This window comes from Arthrobacter sp. AOP36-C1-22 (genome assembly GCF_052377515.1).
Lineage (GTDB): Bacteria > Actinomycetota > Actinomycetes > Actinomycetales > Micrococcaceae > Arthrobacter_H.
Window position 1 is genome coordinate 102,868 of record NZ_JBQSWW010000006.1, and the last position, 24,307, is coordinate 127,174.

The following is a 24,307-nucleotide window of genomic DNA, read 5'->3' on the forward strand; positions in this document are numbered from 1 at the left end:
AGCAATAAATACTTCGCCACGAGTTCACCGCACGGAAAGCCAGACAGGATTCGACGCCGTACCGGGATCGTGTCGACAAGGGGGCGCGCCGACCACTCCCGGAGAGTCAAACCTCGCTTGCCCAAAAGTCACACAGCCTTCCCCTTCTGGCCCAATCCAGAAATCTGTGATCCAGTTCATACAGTACATCGGACATCCCACCTCCCATCTATTCCATTTGCTTCGTTCGAAAGGTCTCTGCATGCACCACGCCCCAGCGGTTCCCCCTACCCGTCGTCGACGGTCGGCACCATGGATGGGACGAGTTCGCCACCTCCTCATCACCGGTGCAGCATTGGGGCTGGTGCTTCCGGTCGCCATCGCCGTCCCTGCCACGGGCGACACCACCACCCCGGGGGGCGATCCGTCAGCTGCCCCCGGGGTATTCAATGAGCAGAACCTCGCAGCCGACCGGACAGCAGAGGATTTCTTCTACCGGATCACCGCTCTGACGCATGTTCGTGACGGAGTATTGCTGGCTGCGTGGGATGCCCGACCGGACAGCGCAGCCGATGCACCCAACCCGAATTCAATCGTCATGCGGCGCAGTACCGACAACGGCAAGACGTGGGATTCCATGTCGACGATTGCCGCAGGCCATCCCGGTGATGCGACCGGGAAGAAATACGGATACAGCGACCCCAGCTTCGTCACCGACCACGAAGCCGGCAAGGTCTTCGCCTTCTTCGTGTATTCCAAGGATCAAGGTTTCCACGGCAGTGCATTCGGCAACGATGATGACGACCGCCAGGTCATCAGTGCTGCCGTTGCAGAGTCCACGGACGAGGGCAGGACGTGGTCCGAACCGCGGCTGATCACCGACGTGGCGAAGCCCGGAGCTTCGAAGACCCCATCCCCCGGCGATGTCCGCAGCATGTTCGCCAGTTCCGGAGAAGGAATCCAGCTACGCCATGGTGAACACCGTGGACGGCTCATCCAGCAGTTCGCCGGCGACGTCCAGCAATCAGACGGCACCCGCGCCATGCAGGCCTATTCGGTCTACTCCGACGACCACGGAGCGACTTGGCACCGCGGTGAACTCGTCGGCACCGGGATGGACGAGAACAAGGTCGTCGAGCTCTCCGACGGCCGTGTCATGCTCAACTCCCGCGATTCGAACGGAGGCGGATTCCGGAAGGTCACCATCTCCGAGGACGGCGGCGAAACCTACGGACAAGTCACCGCCGACCGACAGCTACCGGATCCCACTAACAACGCGGAGCTGACCAGCATGTTCCCGAATGCCGCCGAGGGTAGCGACGACGCCCGGAAACTGCTCTACACGGGGGCCAACTCACAGACTGAACGCGAAAACGTTTCGGCCAGGGTTTCCTGTGACGACGGGGCCACCTGGCCTGGTCTGCGGACCATTCGGTCCGGCACCTCCGCTTACTCGTCCACCACAGCCCTGGACAGCGGGATCTTCGGTACCTTCTACGAAGCCGGTTACACCAATGACCTGCGTTTCTCCGCCTACGACCAGGACTGGCTGAATGTCGTGTGCGCACCGCTTGAGGCCGAACCCCTGGAGATCGACCCGGATGAAACCGCCAACGTTCCGGTGACTGTGACGAACCAGGAAGCAACCCGACTGCCAGCAGGCCAACTGACCATCTCCGGCCCCGCCGGCTGGACGGCCAAGACCGTCGAGGTCCCCGCCGTCGCTTCCGGCAAGAGCACCATGGTCGAGGTTCCCGTGACCTCCCCCGCCACGGCCAACGGCCCCGTCCAGCTCCAGAGCGTCTTCACCGCCGCCGACGGGAGGGAATCCCAAGGTCCGGTCACGGCAGAAGTCGAGGGCAAGACCATCGTGGGTATCTCCGTCGAGGGCGAACAGACCGACTCGAACCGGGATGTCGACGCCGATCCGTATGCGGCCCGGGACCAGGTCCCCTACAGCTTCGTGGTGTCCCATACCGGAAATGTCACGCAATGGGTGGTGCCCACGGACGGAAACTTCGCCCCGTTCGCGGCCCAGCCCGTCGGGGACCCCAGCCCGGCAGGCAACTGCCGTTATGGTTCCCTCGCCGTGGGCACTTCCTACAACTGCACGTCTCCACGTCACACGGTGACCGACGACGACGTCGCGGACGGTTTCTTCGTCCCCCGAACCACCTGGACCGTCGGACAAGTCCCGGAATACACGAATATCGACCAAACCCTCGAAGTCACCGGTGAGGAAGTCGACGTTCTCCGCCGGGCACCGGAGCTTTCTGAAACCCACGACGACGGGGCTTTCATCGACGTGGACGGTGACGGGTACGCCAGCACCGGAGATACCGTCACCACGACGCTGACTCTGGAGAATACGGGCAACGTGCGGTTGACGGACGTGACCACGGGCGACCATACCGCGGCGAAGGAACTTTCCACCGGCGGAACGACGACCCATGAACTGCAGCACACGGTGTCCTCCGAAGACGTCGAGTCGGGTGCCATCGCGGCCCAGACTGTGAAATTCACTGCAGCCAATGGGTCGAAGTCGACCTCCCTGACGGCCAAGCTTGCTGCCATTTCCTTGGACGTGTCTGAAGATATCGACCCTGGAGCACCCAGCGACAACGAATCCACGGCGCCGACAGCAGCATCCCTGTCCCACGACAACGGGTGGGACACCGGCCTCCAGGATGGCGATTTTACGGTCAGCATGAACCTCTGGCACGGGTCCAATGCCAGCTTGTTCCGTCTCTACGAAGATGGCGAACTGGTTTCCGTCTCGAAGCTCAAGGCCAAAACGCCGGAAGCACAGAAGGCCTCCTTCTCTGTTGAGGGGAAAAAGAACGGCACCTACACCTACACCGGAGAGCTGGTGAATGCCGCTGGCTCGACGAAGACCGCGCCGCTGAAGGTCAGGGTCACCGACGCGGCCCCGGCGCTGCCGGTTCTCAGCCGCGACCACCAGGGAACCGGCGGGGACTACACCTTGACCGCCAACCTCTGGTGGGGCACCAATGGCGAGACCTACCGACTTCTGGAAGACGGTCGGCAGATCGCCACCGGGAAATTGGACGCCAGCAGCCCCGCAGCCCAGCAGGTCGAAGAAAAGATCTCCGGGCGGAAGTCGGGGACCTATGAGTATGTCGTCGAATTCTCCAATGCCGCCGGAACCACGGCCAGTAAACCGCTGATGGTCAAGGTCAAGTAGCTCAAGCCCACTGCGTGGTCCTCGGGTGGGGCACTCCTCCCGTGCCCCACCCGGCGTCGTTCAGCCTCCGGGGGTGATCCCCAGATGATGTTCGAGCACGTATTCGGCGATCGCCATCGCCGAGGTCGCCGCCGGGGAGGGGGCGTTGCGCAACAGCGTGACGGCTCCGACCTGGTCGACGGCGAAGTCATCGACCAACGACCCGTCCTTGTCCCAGGCCTGGGCCCGCACCCCGGCCGCCGATTTCGAGGCCAGATCCGCCGGCAGCAATTCGGGGACGAAGCGGCGGGCCTGCTGGAAATAGAGCGGTTTGACCAGGGAGGCGGAGATCTCCCGGACCCCCATCAGCCAGTGTTGCTTGGCCAGGGCCGGAGCCCCGGGCCAGCGCAGCGATTCGAGGGTGTCCCGCATCGAGACCTGCCGCCACCGGTATCCTTCCCGCGCCAGGGCGGGCACGGCATTCGGGCCGACCTGGACGTCGTCGTACACCCCGCGGGTGAAGTGGACGCCCAGGAAGGGGAAACGCGGGTCAGGAACCGGATAGATCATGCCCTTGACCAGGTCTTGGCGGCCCGGGGCCAGGGCCCGGTATTCCCCGCGGAAGGGCAGGATCCTCGGCGACGGGGAGGCCCCGACCATCCGGGCGATCACGTCGGACTGCAGACCCGCACAGACGATGAGTCGGTCGAAGACATGGGTCCCTGCCGTGGTTGAAACGCTCACTGATCCGCCGGCGGTGGACACCGCGGTGACTTCCTGACCCAGCAGGACGGCCCCACCTCCGCGACGGACGTCATCGGCCAACGCCTCGGTGATCGCCGAATAGTCCACCACCGCCGTATGCGGTGAATGCACCGCGGCGACCCCGGCGACATGGGGTTCGATCTCACGCATCGCCCCGGCATCGAGCCGCCGCACGCCGGGGACCCGGTTCTCGCGGGAGCGGCGTTCGATCTCCTCCAGCCGGGGCAGCTCGTCCTTCGTGAGGGCGACAACCAGTTTGCCGAGCTCGCGGTAGGGCAGGGAACGCTCGCGGCAGAAGTCGCGGGTCATCTCCCGGCCCCGGCCGCAAAGGGTGGCCTTGAGTGAACCGGGTGGGTAGTAGAGCCCGGCATGCACGACGCCGGAATTATGGCCCGTCTGGTGGGCCGCCAGACGTGCTTCCTTCTCGAGCACCGTCACCTCGACGTCCTCGGTGGCGGTCAGCGCCCGGGCGATGGCCACCCCCACGATGCCCCCGCCGATGATCCCGACCCGTTCAGCCATGCTGGTCCCTTTCGTCGCCGGCACCGTGCTGGCCCGTCCTGGCCCACCTGCCGTAGGTCGATTCTTGCACCGTTGCCGGAATCGGGGGCCTCCTGCGGTCCGGATTCAGTCCCCGGGTGGGCCCACCGACAGGTCGGCCCGCCACCCCCGTTAGGGATGGCGGGCCGGGAACTGTCGTTCTGCTGGCGGGTCAGGCCACCTCGGGAGGCAACATCAGACCGGCACCGGGGATGGCGTCGAGCAGCGACCGTGTGTACTGGGTCTGCGGGTTCTCGAAGACCTCGTCGGTGCTCCCGGTCTCCACCAGTTTCCCCTTCTCCATCACGCAGACATGGTCGGCGATCTGGCGGACGACGGCCAGGTCGTGGGTGATGAACAAATAGCTCAACCCCAGTTCGGACTGCAGATCCGCCAACAGGTTCAGCACCTGCGCCTGCACGAGCACGTCCAGCGCCGAGACGGCCTCGTCGCAGATCACCACTTCCGGGTCCAAAGCCAGCGCCCGGGCGATGGCCACGCGCTGACGCTGGCCGCCGGAGAGCTCGTTCGGGAAGCGCTGCATCATCGACGCCGGCAGGGCCACCTGCTCCAGCAGCGCCCGCACCTTCTGTTCGCGGACCTTGCCGTCACCGATCTTATGGACCCGCAACGGTTCCTCGATGGTGCGGAAGATGTTGTACATCGGATCCAGCGAGCCGAAGGGGTCCTGGAAGATCGGTTGGACCCGGCGCCTGAATTTGAACATCTCCTTGCGCGAGAGCGTGGTGATGTCCACGCCGTCGAACAGGATGCTGCCCTCCGACGCGTCCTCCAGCCCCAGCACCAGCCGGGCCACCGTAGATTTACCCGAACCGGATTCGCCGACGACGGCGGTCGTCGTGCCCCGTTTGATGCTCAGGGACACCTCGTCCACGGCCCGGAATTCCGTGGCCTTGCCGACGCCGCCGCGGATCTTGTAGTTCTTGACCAGGTCCCGGACCTCGATGACGTTGTCCGTGGCCACCGGCCGGTCGGCGGTCAGTTCCTCCGCGGATTCCTTCCCGCGTTCCTTGGCCGATTCGATCCGGCGCGAGGCCAGCGAGGGGGCCGAGGCCACCAGGCGCTGGGTGTAGGGGTGGCGCGGGTTGGTCATCAGTTCCACGGCGGGCCCGGCCTCGACGACCTGTCCCTTGTACATGACCACGACCTTATGGGCGCGTTCGGCCGCCAGCCCGAGGTCGTGGGTGATGAGCAGCACCGCGGTGCCCAGGTCGTCGGTCATGGTGTCCAGGTGGTCCAGGATCTGGCGTTGCACCGTGACGTCCAGGGCCGAGGTCGGTTCATCGGCGATGAGCAACCGCGGTCGGCAGGACAGCCCGATCGCGATCAGCGCGCGTTGGCGCATGCCACCGGAGAACTCGTGCGGGTACTGGTTGGCCCGCTCCTCCGCCCGCGGCAGACCGGCTTCGGAGAGGACCTTGGCCACATCCTTCTTCTGATGCGGTAGTCCATTGGCCGCCAGCGTCTCCTTGACCTGGAAGCCGATCTGCCAGACCGGGTTCAGGTTCGACATCGGGTCCTGGGGGACCATGCCGATGGAGGAACCGCGCAGCTCGACCCGACGCTTCTCCGAGGCGTTGGTGATGTCCTCACCGTCGAAGAGCAGGGTCCCGCCGGCGATACGGCCATTGGCGGGCAGCAAACCGATCGCCGCCAGGGCGGTGGTCGACTTGCCCGAGCCGGATTCCCCGACGATCGCCACGGTTTCCCCGGGCAGGATGGTCAGGTTGGCTTGACGGACCGCCTCGACCTCGCCGTTTCCCGTTTTGAAGCTGATGGCCAGATCGCGCAGTTCCAGCAGCGGACGCGGCCTCGAGGCTTCGTCAAAGGTTTCGTTGTTCATGGTTTCACCGTTCATCGTTTGCGCGCCTTCGGGTCCAGGGCGTCCTGCAGCGCGTCGCCGAGCATGATGAAGCTCAACACCGTCAACGACAGCGCCAGGGCCGGCCAGAACAAGGCCATCGGATTCGAGCGCAGCGAGCTCTTGGCCGAGAAGATGTCATTGCCCCAGGACATGACGTCCGGCGGCAACCCGATACCCAGGTAGGACAGCGTGGACTCGGCCACGATGAAGATGCCCAGGGTGATGGTCGCGATCACGATGACCGGGGCCAACGAGTTCGGGATGACGTGGCGGATCAGCGCACCGGCCCGGCTCACACCCAATGAGCGGGCCGCGATGACGAAGTCCGCGTCGCGCACCTCGATCACTGCGGCCCGGGTGATGCGGGCGATCTGCGGCCAGCCGAAGGCCGAGAGGATCAGCACGATGGTCCAGACGTTGCGGTTCTCCTGGAAGAACGGGATCTGCACCACGACGATGGCGCCCAGGATCAGCGGCAGGGCGAAGAAGATGTCGCCCAGGCGGGCCAGCACGGCGTCGACCCAGCCACCGAAGAAGCCGGAGATCGCCCCGATGGTGCCGCCGAAGATCACGATGGCGATCGTGGCGAACAACCCGATGGTCAGCGAGGACTGGGTCCCGTACATCACCCGGGCCAGGATGTCGCAGCCCTGCTGGGTGAAGCCCAGCGGGTGCCCGGGGACGGCACCGCCGTCGGAGTTGGCCAGTTGGCAGTTCGCATTGGGTTGTTCGTTGGTGAACAACCCCGGGAACAGGGCCACGAAGACCACCGAGACGATCAGGATCGCACTGATGATGAACAGTGGCTGGGTGCGCAGGTTCCGCCACGCCTCGAGCCACAGGGAGACCGGTGCCGCGTCGGAGACGGAACTGTCGGTGGCCTGCAACGGGGTTTCGTCGGGGTCGGCCACGAAGTGTTCGATCGGGTACTTGGAAATCTTGGCACCGCGGACGGTGGGACGGTTTTGGGTGTTCTCAGGCATATCGGATCCTCGGGTCCAGCCACGCGTACAGCAGGTCCACCAGCAGGTTGGCCAGGACGAAGACCACAATCAGTACGGTGACGATCGAAACGACAACGGGGGCCTCCCCGTTCAGCACGGCGCGGTACAAGGTGTTGCCCACGCCGTTGACGTTGAAGATTCCCTCGGTGACGATGGCTCCACCCATCAGGGCGCCCAGGTCGGCACCCAGGAACGTCACCACCGGAATCATGGAGTTGCGCAGCACGTGGACCGTCACCACGCGGCGACGGCTCAGCCCCTTGGCGGTGGCCGTGCGCACATAGTCGGCGCTGGCGTTCTCGATGACCGCGGTGCGGGTCAGCCGCAACACGTAGGCGAAGGACACCAGCCCCAACACGAGGGCCGGGAGGATCAGTTCGGTGAAACTCGCGTCACCGCTGACCGTCGGATTGGCCCATTCGAGTTTGACGCCCACCACGAACTGCATCAGGAAGCCCAGCACGAAGATCGGCACGGCGATGACCAGCAGCGAGAAGACCAGTACGGTCGAGTCGAAGAACTTGCCCTTCTTCAGCCCCGCGAACAGGCCGATGGCGATGCCGAAGACGGCTTCGAACGCCAATGCCATGAGGGCCAGACGAGCGGTGGTGGGGAAGACGCGGGCCAGGATGTCGGTGATCGGCTGGCCGGCGAAGTTGGTGCCCAGATCAAAGGTGAAGATGCCCTTGAGATACAGGAGGTACTGGATCCAGAAGGGCTGGTCCAGGTTGTACTGCTCGCGCAGTGAAGCTTCGACCGCAGGGGTGCAGCCCTTTTCGCCGCAGATGGCGGCGGTGGCGTCCCCGGGGAGGCTGAAGACAAGGAAGTAGATCAGCAGCGTCGCGCCCAGGAAGACCGGGATCAGCTGCAACAGTCGGCGGAGGAGGAATCTGCCCATCAGCGGTGGGCCTTTCGTGCTGAAGACGCCCGATCGGGGCGTAGGGAGTTTGACATGCTTTTTACCTTTTGGGTGAGGCAGGAATGCGGGGCCCGCCCCCGTGATACGAAAGCGGGCCCCGCGTGTGACTGAGGGGTGTGGTGTCCCCTACTTGCCGGTGATGGCGTAGTACAGCGGCACGCCGTTCCAGCCGAACTCGACGTTCTCCACGTTGTCGCTCCAGCCGCCCTGGGCCACCTGATACCACAGCGGGATGGCCGGCAGGTCATCCAGGAGCATCTCCTGGGCCTCGTTCATCGCCTTGGAACCGTCCTCGACGTTGTCGGCGGACAGGCCCTTGGTGATGGCGTCGTCGAACTTCTTGTTCTCGTAGACGGCGTCGTTGGAGCCGGCACCCGTGGTGTAGATCGGGCCCAGGAAGTTGGCCAGCGACGGGTAGTCGGCCTGCCAACCGGAGCGGATGGCACCGGTCAGCTTCTGCGCGGTCGCATCCGTGCGGACCTCCTTGAAGGTGGCGTACGGCTTGCCGGCGACCTTGATGTCGAGGTTGTTCTTGATGTTGTTCACCACGGCCTCGACCCAGGTCTTGTGGTCGCCCTTATCGGCGTTGTACGCAATGGTCAGCTTCTCCGACTTGTCGTACGGCTCGATCTTCTCGGCCTTGGCCCACAGTTCCTTGGCCTTTTCGGGATCGTAGGCCAGGTTCTCGCTGCCCGGGATCGAATCCGAGTAGCCATCGAGCACCGGTGCGGTGAATTCCTTCGCCGGGGTGCGGCCACCGTTGAAGATCACGTCGGTGATCTCCTCGCGGTTGATGGCCATGGAGATGGCCTGGCGGCGCAGCTTACCGGCTTCGCCGTCCCAGTTGTCCAGGTAGTACGGGATGGCAATCGTCTGGTTGCCGGCGTACGGGGACTCGATGGAGCGGTCGCCCAGGTCGTTCTTGAAGTTCTTGATATCCGAGGTCGGGATGGTCTTGAGGACATCCAGGTTGTCGGAGATCAGGTCCTGGTAGGCGGTGGTGTCGTTCTGGTAGATCTTGAACGTCACGCCGCCGTTCTTCGGCTTCTGCGGGCCTTCGTAGTCCTCGTTGGGGACCAGCTTGATCTGGGTCTCGTGCTCCCAGGCGCCGTCGCCGTCGAACTTATACGGGCCGTTGCCGACCGGGTTCTCGCCGTACTTCTTCGGGTCCTTCAGCGCCTCTTCCGGCATCGGGTAGAACGCGCTGTATCCCAGACGCAGCGGGAAGTCGGATTCGGGCTGCTTGAGCTTGACCGTGAAGGTGGTGTCGTCCACGACCTTCAGACCGGAGAGCTCATCGACCTTCGAGCCCTCGGCGCTGGCTTCGTCGTAGCCTTCGATGCTCTCGAAGAAGTATCCGCTGAGCTGGGCGTTCTTCGCGGCGGCACCGTAGTTCCAGGCGTCGACGAAGGACGCGGCCGTGACCGGGTCACCGTTGGTGAACTTCTGGTCGGCCTTGAGCTTGATGGTGTAGTTCTGCGAATCGTCGGTGTCGATCGACTCGGCCATCTCGTTCTGCGGCTTGCCATCGGCGTCGTAGCTGATCAAGCCGGCGAAGATGAGGTCCAAGACGGCCCCGCCGCCGACCTCATTGGTGTTCGTGGGGATCAACGGGTTCTGCGGCTCGGCGCCATCAACGACGATGACCCGGCTCGTGTCTCCTCCACCGTCGGCGGCGTTGTCTCCTCCGCCACCGCAGGCGCTCAGGCTCAACGCAACTGCTGCTGCGACGCCGAGGATTTTTGAAGTGCGCGAATAACGCATTCTTGCTCCTTGTGATGCCGGACGGCGGGGAGGATTACCCATGACACCGCTTCGGCTACTGGTCGGTATTTTCAAGCCCTCATCGTGTTGTGAAGCACTTGTTAACAAGTAGCCTAAGGCATATGGACCACTCACTGTGACCCCAATCATCGTCCCGGGTGTTTCAGCACACCCGACGGTCCCGGGCCCGCCCAGCCGCGGCGGCCCCGGGCCCGACGGCTGACAGAGTGGTCGCGGCCCCGTAGGCTCGGATCCACCGGCGTCCCGGCCGCCGGGGAAAGGATCCGTCATGACCGAGAACCACAGCACCGAGGATCGAGACCGCCCCGCACCGGAACACCGGGTCCCCGAGGGAGTCGACGACGCGACCGTGGAGGCGCTGGGCAAGCTCTCCGAGGCGCTGGAAATGGTCGAGGACGCCCGCGGAAGCCTCTACAACTTCCACCGCAAGACCGGAGGTGCCGATCTGGCCCTCGGGGAGGCGGTGGAGATGCTCCGTTCCGCCGGCCACGGGGCCGTGGCCGCCCGCCTGGAGGAGGAACTGGTGGGGCGCAACGTCGTCGAGGGACGCTGGACGTTCCAGATCATCGAGGACTACGACGACGGCTACTACACCGAATTCCGCCGCCAGGAAGCTGCGGCCCGCCACGAACTCGCCGAGGGCAAAAGGCATCTGCACGAGGCCAGGATGAAGGAGGAGCGCCGGACCCACGGCAAACGCCATCACGAGGCCCGGCCCTGAGTAGTCCGGCGACTCAGCTCCTGCCGCGGGCCGGCCGCCTGCTGACCAGCCCCACTTGGGGCACCGCCCCGTCGGACCGGATCACATCGGCGAAAACTGCGTGCGCCGAACGGTTGGCGGGGGCGGTGGCCGACTCCACGCCCTCGGGCCCCACGGGCAGGAGCACGAAGAAGCCGGGCACCCAATCCAGCATGCGGGGGAAGTCCTCCGAACCAACCGACTGACGGGGATCCGAAGATGGCTCTCGGGACCGAACAGCTCCTCGATGACGCCATGCACGGCAGCGGTCTCGGTCAGGTCGTTGACGTTGACCGGGTGCTGCGGGCTGTACTCCACCGCCACATCCACGCCATAGGCCTCGGCAACACCGTGGAGTAACCGGGGCACTGCGGCGCGGAGTCTGTCGTTGGCCCGGACCGAATATGAACCGACGATGGCTTCGAAGCGGGCCCACTCCAAGATGACGTTGCTCCCGGTGCCGTCGCGGGGATGACGGCAAGGAGGTTGCGCGGTTGCGTGCTGACCTGGGCCGGATGGGGTCGAACTTGAACCAGCCGACGCGCGCGGTGAATTCCGGCCAGGTTCTTGCCCATGGTGAGCTGCTGGAGACGGTGGAGGCCACGCGCCAGGAGTTGGCCCGTCTGCGGGGTGAGCTGGCGTGATCGCGAAGATCACCCGGGGCAAGAACCCCGGGGACATCGGGGCCTACCTGCATGGTCCGGGGAAGGCGAACGAGCACGTCCATCCGGCCAACGGGAAGCTGGTTCCTGGCGGGGTGGTGATCGCCTCGAACATCGGCGTGGAAGGACACCTGGACCCGTCCCAGTGGGCCGGCGAGCTGCGCAAGGCCATGCATAGCCGGCCGGAGATCAGGAACCCGGTCTGGCATGCCTCGCTACGCAACACCGCGACGGATCCGATCCTGACAGATGATGCGTGGGCGGATATGGGCCAGTCCTTCGCCGAGGACATGGGCTTTGCCGATCATCCCTGGGTGATGGTCCGCCACGGTTCTGACCATGTGCATGTGGTGGTCTCCCGGGTAAGCGACCTGGGAGAGGTCTGGCATGGGAGAAACGACCGGCGTGCCGCACAGAGTGCCTGCACCCGCCTAGAACAAGAGCACGGCCTGGAGCAGGCACCCAGGCGTCGTGTGCAGGCCAAGGTTTCGGTGGGGGCCGAGCGTGAGGAGTTCAAGGGCAAAGCCCGGACGGTGGAGGCAGGTCGGGCGGTGCAGGAACGGGAGCGGCTCCAGATGGCGAAGGCCATGGCGGAGAGCCGCCGGCTACAGAAAGCGAATTCCCCCCACCCATTCAGCCCCAGAGCCCCGGAAAGCACGCCGGTCGCCAGACCCCGCAGTGCCGCGCAACGCCAGTACGGCCACGATAAAGGAATTGGGCGTTAATCGTTCAAAGGGAAGACCGGCAGCATCTCCAAAGAGACTCCTAGGTTTCTAATCCATCCCTTTCCTTGACGCGACGGGGGGAAGCTGCGATGAGGGTTATGAGTGATGTTTTAGCAAATGCGGTGATTTTCCATAGAAACGTGCTCATGTCTCGGAAAGCATTTGGCGATTGAGGTCATCCCAGTTCTTATCTGTAACAACGAGCGCAACCATATCTTCTGGACAGAAACCGAAGAATCCATCGTCATACCGAAGGGCCATATTGACTGTATTTTTGCATTTAGGACATGGAGCTTTAGGCCGAGATCCACTTCTATATGGTTCCACCGCCTCCATTTTATCCAGTTGGCCAATTTGAATAGCGGACTCAGCAGTTGGATCGACGTTGAAGGCGAAGAAACATGAAGAACAGACCATCGTTCTTTCGCCTTTGCCGTTTTGGGATGCGAAAAGATCAACGCTGCAATTGGTACAACTGAATTTCCATCGTGGAAGCTTCTCTTTCGACGAATTTTCTGCACCTTTGGGACCAAATTTTCTAGTGAACCCAGCACCGGCTGAGTTTCGATGTACGTTGAAAACCTCACCGCAATTAGGACAAGTTTCTATAGAGGTATCTCCAGGTGTCGCTCCTACCAGTACATTTACCCCGAAGTCACAGTATGGGCATGTGGTGCGTACTTTCCCTGAAGCCCGAGGCACGCTCCCGTTGCTATCTGCTAGCTCCTCAATGACCTCGTTAATTTTGTTTTGTAACTGGGCTAAGCCAGTTGAGTCTTGTTGGCTGTTGTCGGCGTCTGATCGTGAAGCTAGTTCCCGACCGAGCTTGTCCAGCGAGTGCGCGGTATCAAGCAAGGATGCCGAGTCAAACTTAGATTTTCGCATAACCGCAATTTCATTTACTTGCCCATAAATCGTCCTGTTTGCTTGTGAAATTAGTTCGAACCCCGTGTCGGCGGAAAATACTTTCATTTCGAACTTTTCGACGGTCTGGCTAATTTGGCCTGCAGCCTGCCCGAGAACACGACTAAGGTTATTGAGTTTTTCGTCGATCTCAGCACGCGCGACTTCTACAGCGTTCGCTGACTCATCTTTTGCGTTTTTTCGTGATTCTTCGCGCTGGCGTTCGCTTAGTATCCGGGAAGCCAACCACGATAAGAGCACGCCGCCTAAGGCAACAAGCACACCACCAGTTACTGTGAGCGTGGGGTTAGGTACTTTTCCGCTTGAACCACTTACTTGCAAAATAACGCCAATCACAATCATGGCGATGCCAGCGATAACTTCAACTAAAACGGACAATATGGATGAAGCGAAAGCAGGCTTCGTCATTGGGTCTCCTTGACTTATTCGCTAATTGGTAAGACAATTGTCCACGAAGCGCAGCAAAAATGCTCGCTGTTTATCTGCTCCGACCCGCCAGTGTTGCGGGTCGTTTGCATTTAATTGACTGCTACGTTCGATCCTGTACCTGAGATGCTATTGCAACATCCGGTTAGGTAACCAGCGATGAGTAGAACAAGGGGCTGTTCGGCAGTGGTATTACAACGCACGTTTTGCCTGGTCACTGGCTAAGTTGCTGAGCAGGGCGTTAGCGTTCTCCAAGATCGCGGACGGAATTTTCCGTGTCTTTCGGAACTATTCAACAACAGGCCTAGTCGCCATCTATGTTCTGTTCGATTGGATCCCCGGACGGAAACGGAACTATTTTGCAACCGACTTCGGGGGATCCGTGTAGCAGCCCCGGAAGCAGAAATTTTCGCACAGAATACACACGATAATGTCGGTTATCGAGTGGAAGTGACGTCAGCCCTCGGTACCGTCGGCCCAACTTCAAGCAAGGCAGGCCGTTAAGCCGTCTTGATCGCCAAATGGGCGCTATCCCTGCCGGCGGAGCACACCCGTCTCACCTATGGGCACGGCCTCCCCTTCTGGAGTGTCTGAACCGCTCCGCGCTGGACCTGCTGGGGGTGGGCCGCATCCACGTCGAGGCCTACTGCGTTAGATGCGGTTCTATTTTCGAGCCCTCGACCCATGACGCATAGCCAAGCCCGATCTTCTCCTGGATCGGCAAGGCGTCCATGTCCCCGAGCAACAGCACTGCGGACACCGAGGTGGTGCGGGCCCCCGTGGAGATCTCGAAGCGCGCTCCGTCGAGCCAAGTCCAGGACCTTTTGCTGTGTGCCGGGAAGATCGAGCCCGACGTGGGGGTCATGGTAAAGCCGGTGACGCAGATCGGTGGTCCCGGGGTGGAATGCGCGGACGTCGACCAGCAGGTCGGCGGTGGGGTCCGTGCGGGATCCGGCAGCCATGAGGTCCTCCCCCCTCGTGGCGCCGTGGCCCTGGCTCAGGTGGCTGGTTTTGCGCTGGAACCAGCCAACGGCAGCGTCCGGCGGGAACAGTGCCGCCAGGTCCACGCGGTCCGCATGATCATCAGCAGAAGAACCAGCTCGACGGCGCTACCGAGAAGGTAGTAGATCCACCTCTCGCTCAGGGCCGTCACCACGATGGTGACGAAGTAGAGCACACCGATGACGATGTTGGCGGTCCGATTCACCCTGGCCCGGGCCAGAAGCGACACCACGATCATGAGGCTGGGAACCAGGATGTAGGCGGTCGCCAACGCCAGGAAGGTCTGGTTGATCGCCACGCCCGTGCCGGAGACCTGGCCGGCGAGCGCGCCCTGGACGATGTCTGCCCTCCAGAATCCGAAGAGATCGACATAGGCGAAGACGAACAAGACGCTGGTCCACAGGCCGCTAAGCACGATCCTTTCGTCGAGTCGGGGGTCCGAACGGTCCGTCGTTGGATTCCTACGCATCACGGTTTCACTTTCATCGAGGGTGGGCACTGGTTCCTGGCTTCCAGTGTGGGTCCGGCACCCCCGGCACCACACCGGTCCGCAGGCCTGGATCGATCTGGCCCATCGGCCGGGCGGGGGCTGGTCCTTCGGCCGTTCCGTTGCCGGCACCGCTCTTCTATGCTGATGACCATGTGGAGTGTCGCCCGGTCGCTGTGGGTCGAGCCACCCGTCAGGGGTGCGTCGGCCGGTATCCGCTGGCACGACGGCGTCCTGGCTGCGGTCGTGGCCGTGGCGGTGGTCCTCGAGGCGGCCGTCCGGCCCGACTCCGCGTGGCTCATCGTACCGATGGGACTGCTCGTGACGGTGGCGGTGTTGATCCGGCGAGCGCATGCTCTGGCCGCCGTCGTTCTTGCGTTCGGGATGTTCATCCTCGTGGATCTGGGCGCCCTCGTCTCCGGCACCGGCCCGGTGGTGCTCCATGGCGGGGCCGCCGTGCTCCTGCTGGTCCATTCCCTCTTCCGGCGGGCCGCCGGACGGGACGTGGCCCTGGGCGCCGGGGTGATCGTGATCGGACTCCTGCTCAGCATCCTGACGGACTTCAGCGGGCCGGCGGATGCGATCGGGGGGACGGCGGTCCTGGTGTCAGCCGCCGCCGTGGGAACGGCCGGCCGCTATCGGGTTCTCGTCCGGGGTCAGTTGATCGAGCACACGAGGCTCCAGGAGCGGGAGCAACTGGCCAGGGATCTCCACGACACGGTCGCCCATCATGTCTCCGCCATGGCCATTCAAGCCCAAGCAGGTCTGGTCCTGGCTCGTTCCACCTCGCCGGGCGGCGCCGTTGACGCGCTGGAAGTCATCGAGCGGGAGGCCGCCACCACGCTGGAGGAAATGCGGGCCATGGTGGGCACGCTGCGCGGCACCGGCGATCGGGAAGCGGCCGGTCCAACGAGCCAGCTGGCCGATCTGAAGAACCTGGCCTCCCCGGGAACCGGCCTTCCGCGGGTCGAGGTCCGGCTGCGGGGCGAGCTGGCAGGCCTGCCTGCGGGCGTGCAGACTTCCTTGTACCGCGTGGCACAAGAGGCCGTCACGAACGCCCGGCGGCATGCACGCCACGCCACCTTGATCGATGTCACCGTCGTGGGCGGTGGCACCGAGGTGAGGCTCAGCGTCATGGACGACGGGGCAGCCACCACCGGTGGGGTCCCCGGCTATGGGCTGATCGGCATGGCCGAGCGGGTCCGGTTGCTCGGGGGGACGTTCCATGCCGGACCGGGAACCGGACACGGCTGGCTGGTCACCGCGGTCCTCCCCCGCCCGGGGGCCTCATCATGACCTTGCGGGTACTCATCGCCGATGATCAAAGCATCATCCGGGCCGGGCTGACCACGATCCTGGACCACCAGCCCGGCCTGAACGTCATCGGCCAGGCTGCCGACGGGAGGGAGGCCGTGGACATGGCCCTGCGCCTGCGCCCCGATGTCTGTTTGCTGGATATCCGGATGCCGAACCTCGATGGCATCGAAGCAACCCGCCTGTTGGCCGGGCCCGGCGTGGAGAACCCCTTGGCCGTCGTCGTGATCACCACCTTCGACACCGACGAACATGTCTACGGGGCGCTGAAGGCGGGCGCGCGGGGGTTCCTCCTCAAGGGCGCCTCCCCCGAAGAACTGGTCCGGGCCGTCCAGGCCGCCGTCCGGGGCGGGGCGCTCATCGATCCCGGGGTGACGGCCCGACTCCTGGCCGACTTCACCCGTCGCATCCCGACCCGCCCTGCCCAGCCCCTCGATCCGCTCACCACCCGTGAGGAAGCGGTGCTGCTCAGCGTGGCCGCAGGGCGGACCAACGCGGAAATCGGCCAGGACCTCCACATCGCCATAAGCACCGTGAAGTTCCACCTCGGCAGTCTCATGGCCAAACTCCAGGCACGGAATCGGGTCGAGTTGGCCATCTGGGCCTACGAGACCGGGCGCATGGAGTGAACCGTCGAGGCCCTGTCGAACGCGTTCCGCACCGCAGGGTCAGTCCCCCTGGGTCTCCGTTGATTCCTGGTGGAACCATTCGATGTGTTCGCGCAGCAACCGGGCGGCCTCGGCCCCGTGGCCGGCGGATACGGCCGCCAGAATGCCATGGTGCTGGGCCCGCAGGACCTCGGCGATGGGTTCCCAGGCGGCGTCGCTGCGCACCGATTCGCGCACGTAGTCGCCGATGGACAGCCGCAGGGACTCCATCATGGCCTCGATCACGGCGTTACCGGCCAGCCCGGAGAGCAGCACGTGGAAACGGGCGTCCATGGCATGGAAGCCGGCACGGTCCAGCTGCGGATCGTCCATGGCGTCCAGCAGCTCCCGTGCCGCGGCCAGGAGGCGATCGGAGCGTTCGGGGTCGGCTTGGAGGTCCGCGGTGTTCGCGGCCCAGGTCTCCAACAGGATGCGGGTCTGGACGATCTCCTCGACACTGAGCCGAGCCGAGGCGACGTGCATCCGCAAGGCGGTGGCGATCCCGGTGGCCGGTTCGGAAATCACCACGGCCCCGGCGCCGGGCCCGGATCCGGTGGCGGTGCGCACCACGCCCATGACGTCCAGGATCCGGATGGCGTCCCGGACCGAGGCCCGGGAGATGCCATGTGTTTCGGCCAGCAGCCGTTCGCCGGGCAGTTGGTCCCCGACCTTCAGCTGCCCATGACGCAGCTGGTTCTCGATGGCGTCAAGGACGGTCTGGTAGGCCTTCGGTGCCGGAGCTCCGGCCTGGTTCTCGGTGGTCACCCGTCCATCCTTCCATGGTCCGACCACCCTCGGCGCGGGTGCTGGACGGAGGGGAGCAGTAACCCTATAGTGGTCTGACCACATAGCCCATGGCTCGCTCGACGACGCCACCGGAAGGCCCTGAATGAAAATCGCCCTATTTGCCACCTGCATCGTCGATGGCATGTACCCGAGCACCGCCCGGGCCACCGTCTCGATCCTGGAACGGCTCGGGCACGAAGTCGTGTTCCCGACCGGCCAGGCCTGCTGCGGTCAGATGCACATCAACTCCGGCTACTTCGCCGAGGCCGTGCCGGTCATCGCCAATCACGTCGAGGCCTTCGACACCCCCGACTACGACGTCGCCGTGGCCCCTTCGGCCTCCTGCGTCGCCTCGGTGAAGCACCAGCACCCGATGATCGCCGAACGGGCCGGCGATGCCGGGCTCAAGAGCCGGGCCGAGTCGGTGGGGACGCGCACCTACGAGCTCTCCCAACTGCTCACCGACGTCCTGGGCATCACCGACGCCGCCGCAGAACTGGGCAGCTGGTTCCCGACCTCGGTGACCTACCATCCCTCCTGCCACGGGATGCGGCTGTTGCGCCTGCAGGACCGCCAACTGGATCTGCTGCGCACCGTCGAGGGCATCACGGTGGCCGATCTGCCCGAGGCCGACCAGTGCTGCGGCTTCGGCGGGACGTTCTCGATGAAGAACGCCGAGGTCTCCTCGGCCATGCTCGAGGACAAGGCGGAGAACATCACCTCCACCGGCGCCTCGCTGTGCACCGGGGGCGACGCCTCCTGCCTGCTGCATATCGGCGGTGGGCTCTCCCGCTCCGGCGCCGCGGCGGGCACCCTGCACTTCGCCGAGATCCTCGCCAGCACCCGGGAGAACCCGTATGACGCCGGGACCGGGCACGGCGCGAAGGCGAAGGTGGCCCGATGAGCGCCGTCTTCGTCGGCATGCCGTCCCTGCCCGCCTACGGGATCGGGAACCTGCATGCCACCGAGTCCTTCCCCGACGCAGCCCACCACGAGCTGGCCAACGACCAAATGCGCACCAACCTGCGCCATGCCACCCACTCCATCCGCGATAAGCGGCTGAAGGTCGTCGGGGAGCTGCCCGACTGGGAGGACCTGCGCTCCGCCGGATCGGCGACGAAGGAAGCGGCCATGGCCGACCTTCCGGCCCTGCTGGAACAGTTCGAGGCGAACTTCACCGCCCGCGGCGGGATCATCCACTGGGCCCGGGACGCCGAGGAGGCCAACCGGATCGTCGCCTCCCTCGTCCGTGAGCAGGACACCGAGGAGGTCGTGAAGGTCAAGTCGATGGCCACCGAGGAGATCGGTCTGAACGACCACCTCGCGGCCGAGGGGATCGAGGCCTTCGAAACCGATCTGGCCGAACTGATCGTCCAGCTCGGCCACGATAAGCCCAGCCACATCCTGGTCCCGGCCATCCACAAGAACCGCTCCGAGGTCCGCGAGATCTTCCTGCGCGAAATGCCCGATGTCGACCCGGAGCTGACCGATGACCCGCGCCAGCTGGCCATGGCCGCCCGGGCCCACCTGCGGCGCAAGTTCCTCTCGGCCAAGGTCGCCATCTCCGGGGCCAACTTCGCGCTGGCCGATACCGGCACCCTGGGCGTCGTCGAATCCGAAGGCAATGGCCGGATGTGCCTGACGCTGCCACAAACGCTGATCACCGTGATGGGCATCGAGAAGCTGCTGCCCCAGGCCGACGACCTCGAGGTCTTCATGCAGCTGCTCCCCCGCTCCTCCACCGGGGAACGGATGAACCCGTACACCTCCTTCTGGACCGGGGTCACCGAGGACGACGGACCACAGAACGTGCACCTGGTGATGGTGGACAACGGGCGCACCGCCGCCCTGTCGGATCGGTACGGACGTTCGGCGTTGCACTGCATCCGGTGCTCGGCCTGCATGAACGTCTGCCCGGTCTACGAACGCACCGGCGGCCACGCCTACGGCTCGACCTACCCGGGACCGATCGGGGCGATCCTCTCCCCGCTGATGACCGGCATCAAGGCGGAGGAGAATAATTCCCTGCCCTATGCCTCCAGCCTGTGCGGGGCCTGCTTCGACGCCTGCCCGGTGAAGATCAACATCCCCGAGATCCTGGTGCACCTGCGCGGCGAGGACGTCGACTCCCGGCGCGGAAAACCCCGGATGCCCTCGGAAATGGACCTGATGATGAAGGGCGCCCAATGGGCGTTCTCCTCCGGGACGCACCTGAACCTGTTGGAGAAGGCCCTGCCCTTGGGCCGGTTGGCTGCCGGACGGGATAAGAAGATCAAACGTCTTCCCGGCCGCCTGGCCGGCGGGTGGACCGCCTCCCGTGACATCCCGGCGCCACCGAAGAAGTCCTTCCGCGACTGGTGGGCCTCCGAGCACGACGCTGGGGACACCGGCACCACGAAGGACGGAAAATGATGGGCGCCCGCGAAGAGATCCTCGAACGCATCACCTCGGCCCTGGCCGACGAACCCGCGATCCCCGAGGTCCCGCGCACCTACCGCCGGTCCGCCGATCTATCGGAACAGGACATCGAGGAGATGCTGGTCGAACGTCTCGAGGACTATAAGGCCCACGTCGACGTCGTGACTGCGGCAGGACTCCCGGGGACCATCGCCACCCTGCTGAAGGAGGCCTCCGGGTACGTGGTCCCCCACGGGCTGCCCGAGGCCTGGTTCGACGTTGACGATCTGCGCGTCGATGACCGGCGGATCACCGACGCCCCGGGCCACCGGTTGAGCGTGCCCGAACTCGACGCGCTCTCCTCCGTGGTCACTTCCTCGACGGTCTCCATCGCCGAATCGGCCACGATCGTGTTGGACGGCTCGCCCGACCAGGGGCGGCGGGCGATCAGCCTGGTGCCCGATCAGCATGTGTGCATCGTCCCGGCGTCGTCCATCGTCCAGATCCTGCCCGAGGCCATGTCGCGGCTGGAGATCACCCGGCCGTTGACCTGGATCTCCGGCCCCAGCGCCACCAGCGATATCGAGCTCGAACGGGTGGAAGGGGTTCACGGGCCCCGGCGTCTGGACGTCGTCATCGTCACCGACCTCTGAGACAATGCCATCCATGAGCACCGACCTGCCGGAAACCCCCGAAGCCGTCCGCGCCCTGGCCGCCCGCCACGATCTGGACCTGACCGAAGAGGGCATCACGTTCAACGAATCGGGGCTGGACTACCGGGTCGCGTTCGGCCACGAGGACTCCGAGGTGGCCCAGCAGTGGGTGCTACGGATCCCGCGCCGCGACGAGGTCTCCGCCACGCTCGGCGAGGAACGGGCGATCCTTGATTTCGTGCGCCCCCGGCTGTCGGTGGCCGTCCCCGACTGGCGGATCAGCACCGCCGAACTCATCGCCTATCCGTTGTTGCCCGGTTTCCCCGGGCTGACCCTGGACGGCGCCGGTGAGCCGCTGTGGAACTTCGACACCGAATCAGAGGCCTACGCCGATTCCCTGGCCCGGGTCATCGCCGAACTGCACACCCTGGACACGGACCGGGCCCAAACAGCAGGCGTTCCGCATGAGGACCCCGAGCAGGTCAGAGCCCGCTGGCGGGCGGACCTGGAGCGGGTGCGGGCCGAGTTCGAGGTCTCCGACGACCTGGTCGGCGGTTGGGAGGCCTGGCTGGCCGATGACGGATTATGGCCACGGTCCACCGTGTTCACCCACGGGGAGCTCTACCCGGCCCATCTGCTGCTCGATGAGCATGAGCAGATCGTTTCGGTGCTGGACTGGACCACGGCGAAGGTCAGCGATCCGGTGGTCGATTTCACGTTCCACTGCATGATCTCCAGTGCCGATATCTTCGAGCGGACCGTGGCCCGCTATACCGAGCTCACCGGGCGGGAGGAGCCCCGGCTGGCCGAACGCTGCGCCTCGTTGTTGGCGGCCAGCCCACTAAGTCATGCGCTCTACGCACTGGCCACCGGGCTGGAGGAGCATCGGGCCGCCGCAGCCAGCATGCTCAACCCGCAGGCCCCGGACCACTAACCGCAGGAGAAGGTGCCGGCGCCTATTCGTCTGTGGTGTGGGGCAGCGAAGCCACGACCTCGGCGTATGGGAACGACAGGACGGCGCCGGCGGCGAGGGAGTAGGTCACCCCGCCGGCGGTATCGTCGATGAGGACCGCCAGGACGCCTTGTTCGCCGGAGAGCTGCGGTTTCTTCTGGTCGACGACCGTGCTGAAGATCTCATCAGCCGTGAAGTCGCCGGCGTGGGTGCTGTCCAGGACGCCACCGGGGGGAACGGCCATCGCCGGGAACTCGGCCTCATAGGTGCCGGTGACGTAGCTTTTGCCGCCCGCATGGTTGACCATCATCGCCTCGGAGAAGTCGATGGTCAGCTTGCTGTCCCCCTATCCCGCGGTCATGCGGTTGGCTGCGGACACCGTGGTATCCCCGGGGGGCCCTGCCGACCGATTCGGGGGTCACGACCATGCTGACGTCGGTGGATTTTCCGTCGGCATCGATCGCCTGCCCGGTCAGCGTGAAGGGTGCCCCGTCATACCCTTCGGAGGCCTTGACCACGACCGCCTCTTCCGGGGCGAACTTCGGTTCTTCGCCGTCCCGGCAAGGCTCTGCTTCCTCGCAAAGCCGCGGCAGCTCGGCCACGCCGGGGGTGGCGATCTCCAGTCCCTTCGGCACCTCCTGCCCGGCGTCGAACTCCAGTCGTTCATGATCCTCCACGGCCGCCCCGCCGGCGAGTTCCGCCGGGTTGAACAGGACCGGGACGCCGGCATACATGGCCCCGAGGTCGGCGTCGTATTCCAGCCCCTGCTGGGCCGCCGCTGCCGTGGAGGTGGCAGCCGACGATCCGGTCGATGAGGTGCAGCCGCTCAGCCCGGCAGCGGCGAGGAGCGTCACCGCGGCGCAGACCGCGATCCTTGGCCCCACTGCGTTTTGACCGATCATGGTGCCTCTCCCCACGGTGCCAGTGGTCCGGCCCGGCGACCTCGCGACGGGCGTTTCCGGCCACGCTACAGCACTCGAAGAGACGTCCACTCGGCTGGTCTATATTGTCGTCCGACCGTTACTGCCCACCGGTTCCCCGGTTCCGGTCTTCGTGTCCACGGTGAAGGTCTGCTCGAAGTACTCCCCTCCGGCGGCGACCGCACAGTGCACGACGACGGCTCCGGCTGCCAGATCTGCTGCGCTCACCGTCTGGGTCGGGGTGAAATACAGTGTCTCGGCGCCCGGCTCGAGTTCAACCGGCGGGAAGTCGCCGGCCACCTCCCCATCGAAGGTCCCGGAGAGTTCGGCCGTCACCGTTTCATCCCGAAGGTTCCTGAACCGCCCGGTGAAGGCGAGGAGGTCCCCGACCTTCACCCCGGGGGCCGGGGGCCCGTAGTTGGCGATCTGGGCCTCGCGGGTGCCCAGGATCTGCCCCTCCTCCGCGTAACCGTGCCCGATTTCCTTCCAGGTGTGCACACCCCACTGCCCCGCTTCCGCCGGGATCGAATGCGTGGCCCCGACCGTGACCCATTCGGTGGGCCGCCCGGGGGTGATGGAGCGCAGCACCCAGGTCAGCGCTCCGCCGTCGTCCTCGGTGAAGGTCGCCGCCGCGGCGGCGAGTGCCTCATCACCCAACTGGTCGGCGTCGATGCGGGTGAACACCAGCTCGGTGTACCCGCAGCGTTCGTAGAAGACCCCGAGTGAGCCGTCGGCCAGCACGGCGGCCGTGGAATAGGCCGAGCTTCCTAAGCAGAGGGTACGCACCGGCACCCAGCTGGCCCCGGCGTCGTAGGAGGCACTGAGCACGGTCTGACGCCGCAGTGCGGTGTCCCGGTTATTGGTCGCCAGCAGGACGGACCCTCCGTCTGCGGTGGTGCGCAGGCGCAGGATGGATCCGTTGTCCCCCGGATCGGGGAGGGTGGGGATCGGTTCCAGGGCCGTGTAGCTGTGGCCGCCGTCGCGCGAGATGGCTCCCCGGCGGGCCCCGGGCGCCCGTGAGTTCAGCAGCACGGTGCCGTCGGGCAGGCAGAGGGTCTTGTTTTCATTCGCTTCCCCCGGGGCGGGCTCACCCAGGGTCCAGGTGTCTCCGTGGTCGTCGGAGTAGGCGCTGGCGGCGCGGATGAAGCCGTTGAACAGCAGGACCATCTGTTGGATGAGTCGGCCGGCATAGGGGCCGGCGTCGAGTTGGATCCCGTTCCCGGCGGCGGCGAAGATCCCGGTCACGCCCTCGCGCTTGAGTTCCCCGGTCAGCCGCCGGTGGGACCAGGTGGCCCCGTCGTCGTCCGAGATGGACAGATCCACGTGCTGGACGTCGTCGTCCGGTTCGAGCCCTTCGACGGCTTCGAAGAACCCGGCATGGGTGCCGGCCGCATGGAAGCAGAAGATGCGTCCGGTCTGCCGGTCCACGAGCAGGCTGGGATCACCGTATCCGGTCAGGCCTTCCCCGGTGCGGATCAGCTGTTGTGGTCCCCACGTCGTACCGTGGTCGAAGCTGCGGCGCACGAGCAGGTCGATGGTGTTGGGTAGGTCATCGAGATTGGGTCGGCCGTCATAGGCGGCCAGTACCGTTCCCGAGGTACTCACGGCGAGC

Annotated in this window: 24 protein-coding genes; 11 read left to right on the forward strand and 13 right to left on the reverse strand. The window is 65.0% G+C overall.

What is annotated here, in order from left to right; translation table 11 throughout:
- Positions 1 to 295 precede the first annotated feature (295 nt).
- A complete protein-coding gene (locus tag ACT3S6_RS05405; protein ID WP_444554108.1) occupies positions 296 to 3,184 on the forward strand; it encodes an exo-alpha-sialidase in 2,889 nt (962 codons plus the stop codon).
- Between the two features lie 60 nt (positions 3,185 to 3,244).
- Here the strand turns inward: ACT3S6_RS05405 and lhgO are convergent, their stop codons facing one another.
- The 5 genes from lhgO to ACT3S6_RS05430 form a co-directional block, all read right to left on the reverse strand.
- Positions 3,245 to 4,450 (reverse strand): L-2-hydroxyglutarate oxidase, encoded by a 1,206-nt coding sequence (lhgO, locus tag ACT3S6_RS05410; protein ID WP_444554109.1) that lies wholly within the window; start codon positions 4,448 to 4,450, stop codon positions 3,245 to 3,247.
- Between the two features lie 190 nt (positions 4,451 to 4,640).
- The gene (locus tag ACT3S6_RS05415) at positions 4,641 to 6,332 is read right to left on the reverse strand and encodes a dipeptide ABC transporter ATP-binding protein (RefSeq protein ID WP_444554110.1); all 1,692 of its coding nucleotides are present in this window, start codon (positions 6,330 to 6,332) and stop codon (positions 4,641 to 4,643) included.
- Between the two features lie 11 nt (positions 6,333 to 6,343).
- Complete coding sequence (locus ACT3S6_RS05420; protein ID WP_443383041.1) at positions 6,344 to 7,336, reverse strand: ABC transporter permease; 993 nt, start codon at positions 7,334 to 7,336, stop codon at positions 6,344 to 6,346.
- Positions 7,329 to 8,255, reverse strand: a complete 927-nt coding sequence (locus tag ACT3S6_RS05425; protein ID WP_443383038.1) for an ABC transporter permease — start codon at positions 8,253 to 8,255, stop codon at positions 7,329 to 7,331. The genes ACT3S6_RS05420 and ACT3S6_RS05425 overlap by 8 nt, the downstream gene beginning before the upstream one ends.
- A 147-nt stretch (positions 8,256 to 8,402) precedes the next feature.
- Complete coding sequence (locus ACT3S6_RS05430; protein ID WP_443383035.1) at positions 8,403 to 10,040, reverse strand: peptide ABC transporter substrate-binding protein; 1,638 nt, start codon at positions 10,038 to 10,040, stop codon at positions 8,403 to 8,405.
- A 289-nt stretch (positions 10,041 to 10,329) separates the two neighbouring features.
- On the opposite strand from ACT3S6_RS05430, the gene ACT3S6_RS05435 reads away from it, so the two are divergent.
- The gene (locus tag ACT3S6_RS05435) at positions 10,330 to 10,782 is read left to right on the forward strand and encodes a hypothetical protein (protein ID WP_443383032.1); all 453 of its coding nucleotides are present in this window, start codon (positions 10,330 to 10,332) and stop codon (positions 10,780 to 10,782) included.
- Positions 10,783 to 10,795: 13 nt separating this feature from the next.
- Here the strand turns inward: ACT3S6_RS05435 and ACT3S6_RS05440 are convergent, their stop codons facing one another.
- Positions 10,796 to 10,975, reverse strand: coding sequence for a hypothetical protein (locus ACT3S6_RS05440; protein WP_443383029.1), 180 nt, complete (start codon positions 10,973 to 10,975; stop codon positions 10,796 to 10,798).
- A 44-nt stretch (positions 10,976 to 11,019) separates the two neighbouring features.
- Here ACT3S6_RS05440 and ACT3S6_RS05445 point away from each other — a divergent pair, with 44 nt between their 5' ends.
- The 3 genes from ACT3S6_RS05445 (at position 11,020) to ACT3S6_RS05455 (ending at position 12,187) form a co-directional block, all read left to right on the forward strand.
- The gene (locus ACT3S6_RS05445) at positions 11,020 to 11,160 is read left to right on the forward strand and encodes a hypothetical protein (RefSeq protein WP_443383026.1); all 141 of its coding nucleotides are present in this window, start codon (positions 11,020 to 11,022) and stop codon (positions 11,158 to 11,160) included.
- Positions 11,161 to 11,315: 155 nt separating this feature from the next.
- Positions 11,316 to 11,444 carry a hypothetical protein gene (locus tag ACT3S6_RS05450; RefSeq protein ID WP_444554111.1) on the forward strand — a complete coding sequence of 43 codons (129 nt, stop codon included), beginning with the start codon at positions 11,316 to 11,318 and terminating at the stop codon, positions 11,442 to 11,444.
- Positions 11,441 to 12,187, forward strand: a complete 747-nt coding sequence (locus tag ACT3S6_RS05455) for a relaxase/mobilization nuclease domain-containing protein (protein ID WP_444554112.1) — start codon at positions 11,441 to 11,443, stop codon at positions 12,185 to 12,187. The genes ACT3S6_RS05450 and ACT3S6_RS05455 overlap by 4 nt, the downstream gene beginning before the upstream one ends.
- Before the next feature lie 144 nt (positions 12,188 to 12,331).
- Here the strand turns inward: ACT3S6_RS05455 and ACT3S6_RS05460 are convergent, their stop codons facing one another.
- The 3 genes from ACT3S6_RS05460 to ACT3S6_RS05470 all read right to left on the reverse strand — a co-directional run bounded on the left by ACT3S6_RS05460 (position 12,332) and on the right by ACT3S6_RS05470 (position 15,008).
- Positions 12,332 to 13,519 carry a hypothetical protein gene (locus ACT3S6_RS05460; protein ID WP_443382114.1) on the reverse strand — a complete coding sequence of 396 codons (1,188 nt, stop codon included), beginning with the start codon at positions 13,517 to 13,519 and terminating at the stop codon, positions 12,332 to 12,334.
- Positions 13,520 to 14,180: 661 nt separating this feature from the next.
- Positions 14,181 to 14,402: a hypothetical protein gene (locus tag ACT3S6_RS05465; RefSeq protein ID WP_444554113.1), complete on the reverse strand. Its 222-nt coding sequence runs from the start codon at positions 14,400 to 14,402 to the stop codon at positions 14,181 to 14,183.
- Positions 14,403 to 14,534: 132 nt separating this feature from the next.
- On the reverse strand, positions 14,535 to 15,008 hold the full coding sequence (locus tag ACT3S6_RS05470) for a DUF6326 family protein (RefSeq protein ID WP_444554114.1): 474 nt from the start codon (positions 15,006 to 15,008) through the stop codon (positions 14,535 to 14,537).
- A gap of 165 nt (positions 15,009 to 15,173) precedes the next feature.
- Between ACT3S6_RS05470 and ACT3S6_RS05475 the strand changes: the two genes are divergently transcribed.
- Entirely contained in the window at positions 15,174 to 16,322 is a 1,149-nt protein-coding gene (locus tag ACT3S6_RS05475; protein WP_444554115.1) for a sensor histidine kinase, read from the forward strand.
- Positions 16,319 to 16,969, forward strand: coding sequence for a response regulator (locus ACT3S6_RS05480; RefSeq protein ID WP_444554116.1), 651 nt, complete (start codon positions 16,319 to 16,321; stop codon positions 16,967 to 16,969). Before ACT3S6_RS05475 ends, ACT3S6_RS05480 begins: the two co-directional genes overlap by 4 nt.
- A 39-nt stretch (positions 16,970 to 17,008) precedes the next feature.
- On the opposite strand, the gene ACT3S6_RS05485 is transcribed toward ACT3S6_RS05480, so the two are convergent.
- Complete coding sequence (locus tag ACT3S6_RS05485; RefSeq protein WP_444554117.1) at positions 17,009 to 17,752, reverse strand: FadR/GntR family transcriptional regulator; 744 nt, start codon at positions 17,750 to 17,752, stop codon at positions 17,009 to 17,011.
- Positions 17,753 to 17,876: 124 nt separating this feature from the next.
- Between ACT3S6_RS05485 and ACT3S6_RS05490 the strand changes: the two genes are divergently transcribed.
- Genes ACT3S6_RS05490 through ACT3S6_RS05505 form a run of 4 tightly spaced genes read left to right on the forward strand, consistent with a single transcriptional unit; the run spans position 17,877 to position 21,757 of the window.
- Positions 17,877 to 18,677: a (Fe-S)-binding protein gene (locus tag ACT3S6_RS05490; protein ID WP_444554118.1), complete on the forward strand. Its 801-nt coding sequence runs from the start codon at positions 17,877 to 17,879 to the stop codon at positions 18,675 to 18,677.
- Positions 18,674 to 20,185, forward strand: coding sequence for a LutB/LldF family L-lactate oxidation iron-sulfur protein (locus ACT3S6_RS05495; protein WP_444554119.1), 1,512 nt, complete (start codon positions 18,674 to 18,676; stop codon positions 20,183 to 20,185). Before ACT3S6_RS05490 ends, ACT3S6_RS05495 begins: the two co-directional genes overlap by 4 nt.
- Positions 20,185 to 20,823 carry a LutC/YkgG family protein gene (locus tag ACT3S6_RS05500; RefSeq protein ID WP_443382120.1) on the forward strand — a complete coding sequence of 213 codons (639 nt, stop codon included), beginning with the start codon at positions 20,185 to 20,187 and terminating at the stop codon, positions 20,821 to 20,823. Before ACT3S6_RS05495 ends, ACT3S6_RS05500 begins: the two co-directional genes overlap by 1 nt.
- A gap of 13 nt (positions 20,824 to 20,836) precedes the next feature.
- Entirely contained in the window at positions 20,837 to 21,757 is a 921-nt protein-coding gene (locus ACT3S6_RS05505; protein WP_444554120.1) for a macrolide 2'-phosphotransferase, read from the forward strand.
- A gap of 22 nt (positions 21,758 to 21,779) precedes the next feature.
- On the opposite strand, the gene ACT3S6_RS05510 is transcribed toward ACT3S6_RS05505, so the two are convergent.
- The 3 genes from ACT3S6_RS05510 to ACT3S6_RS05520 form a co-directional block, all read right to left on the reverse strand.
- A complete protein-coding gene (locus tag ACT3S6_RS05510) occupies positions 21,780 to 22,085 on the reverse strand; it encodes a hypothetical protein (protein WP_444554121.1) in 306 nt (101 codons plus the stop codon).
- A complete protein-coding gene (locus ACT3S6_RS05515) occupies positions 22,036 to 22,677 on the reverse strand; it encodes a hypothetical protein (RefSeq protein WP_444554122.1) in 642 nt (213 codons plus the stop codon). Before ACT3S6_RS05515 ends, ACT3S6_RS05510 begins: the two co-directional genes overlap by 50 nt.
- A 99-nt stretch (positions 22,678 to 22,776) precedes the next feature.
- Positions 22,777 to 24,300 carry a sialidase family protein gene (locus ACT3S6_RS05520; protein ID WP_444554123.1) on the reverse strand — a complete coding sequence of 508 codons (1,524 nt, stop codon included), beginning with the start codon at positions 24,298 to 24,300 and terminating at the stop codon, positions 22,777 to 22,779.
- Positions 24,301 to 24,307 lie beyond the last annotated feature (7 nt).

Coding starts and splice junctions, on each gene's coding strand:
- ACT3S6_RS05470 (WP_444554114.1), bottom strand. CDS start 15,008: ATGCGTAGGAATCCAACGACGGACCGTTCGGACCCCCGACTCGACGAA.
- ACT3S6_RS05420 (WP_443383041.1), bottom strand. CDS start 7,336: ATGCCTGAGAACACCCAAAACCGTCCCACCGTCCGCGGTGCCAAGATT.
- ACT3S6_RS05505 (WP_444554120.1), top strand. CDS start 20,837: ATGAGCACCGACCTGCCGGAAACCCCCGAAGCCGTCCGCGCCCTGGCC.
- ACT3S6_RS05430 (WP_443383035.1), bottom strand. CDS start 10,040: ATGCGTTATTCGCGCACTTCAAAAATCCTCGGCGTCGCAGCAGCAGTT.
- ACT3S6_RS05445 (WP_443383026.1), top strand. CDS start 11,020: ATGGCTCTCGGGACCGAACAGCTCCTCGATGACGCCATGCACGGCAGC.
- ACT3S6_RS05490 (WP_444554118.1), top strand. CDS start 17,877: ATGAAAATCGCCCTATTTGCCACCTGCATCGTCGATGGCATGTACCCG.
- ACT3S6_RS05460 (WP_443382114.1), bottom strand. CDS start 13,519: ATGACGAAGCCTGCTTTCGCTTCATCCATATTGTCCGTTTTAGTTGAA.
- ACT3S6_RS05415 (WP_444554110.1), bottom strand. CDS start 6,332: ATGAACAACGAAACCTTTGACGAAGCCTCGAGGCCGCGTCCGCTGCTG.
- ACT3S6_RS05515 (WP_444554122.1), bottom strand. CDS start 22,677: ATGATCGGTCAAAACGCAGTGGGGCCAAGGATCGCGGTCTGCGCCGCG.
- ACT3S6_RS05510 (WP_444554121.1), bottom strand. CDS start 22,085: ATGATGGTCAACCATGCGGGCGGCAAAAGCTACGTCACCGGCACCTAT.
- ACT3S6_RS05495 (WP_444554119.1), top strand. CDS start 18,674: ATGAGCGCCGTCTTCGTCGGCATGCCGTCCCTGCCCGCCTACGGGATC.
- ACT3S6_RS05425 (WP_443383038.1), bottom strand. CDS start 8,255: ATGGGCAGATTCCTCCTCCGCCGACTGTTGCAGCTGATCCCGGTCTTC.
- ACT3S6_RS05475 (WP_444554115.1), top strand. CDS start 15,174: ATGACCATGTGGAGTGTCGCCCGGTCGCTGTGGGTCGAGCCACCCGTC.
- ACT3S6_RS05405 (WP_444554108.1), top strand. CDS start 296: ATGGGACGAGTTCGCCACCTCCTCATCACCGGTGCAGCATTGGGGCTG.
- ACT3S6_RS05465 (WP_444554113.1), bottom strand. CDS start 14,402: ATGACCCCCACGTCGGGCTCGATCTTCCCGGCACACAGCAAAAGGTCC.
- ACT3S6_RS05440 (WP_443383029.1), bottom strand. CDS start 10,975: ATGCTGGATTGGGTGCCCGGCTTCTTCGTGCTCCTGCCCGTGGGGCCC.
- ACT3S6_RS05435 (WP_443383032.1), top strand. CDS start 10,330: ATGACCGAGAACCACAGCACCGAGGATCGAGACCGCCCCGCACCGGAA.
- ACT3S6_RS05500 (WP_443382120.1), top strand. CDS start 20,185: ATGGGCGCCCGCGAAGAGATCCTCGAACGCATCACCTCGGCCCTGGCC.
- lhgO (WP_444554109.1), bottom strand. CDS start 4,450: ATGGCTGAACGGGTCGGGATCATCGGCGGGGGCATCGTGGGGGTGGCC.
- ACT3S6_RS05450 (WP_444554111.1), top strand. CDS start 11,316: ATGGGGTCGAACTTGAACCAGCCGACGCGCGCGGTGAATTCCGGCCAG.
- ACT3S6_RS05480 (WP_444554116.1), top strand. CDS start 16,319: ATGACCTTGCGGGTACTCATCGCCGATGATCAAAGCATCATCCGGGCC.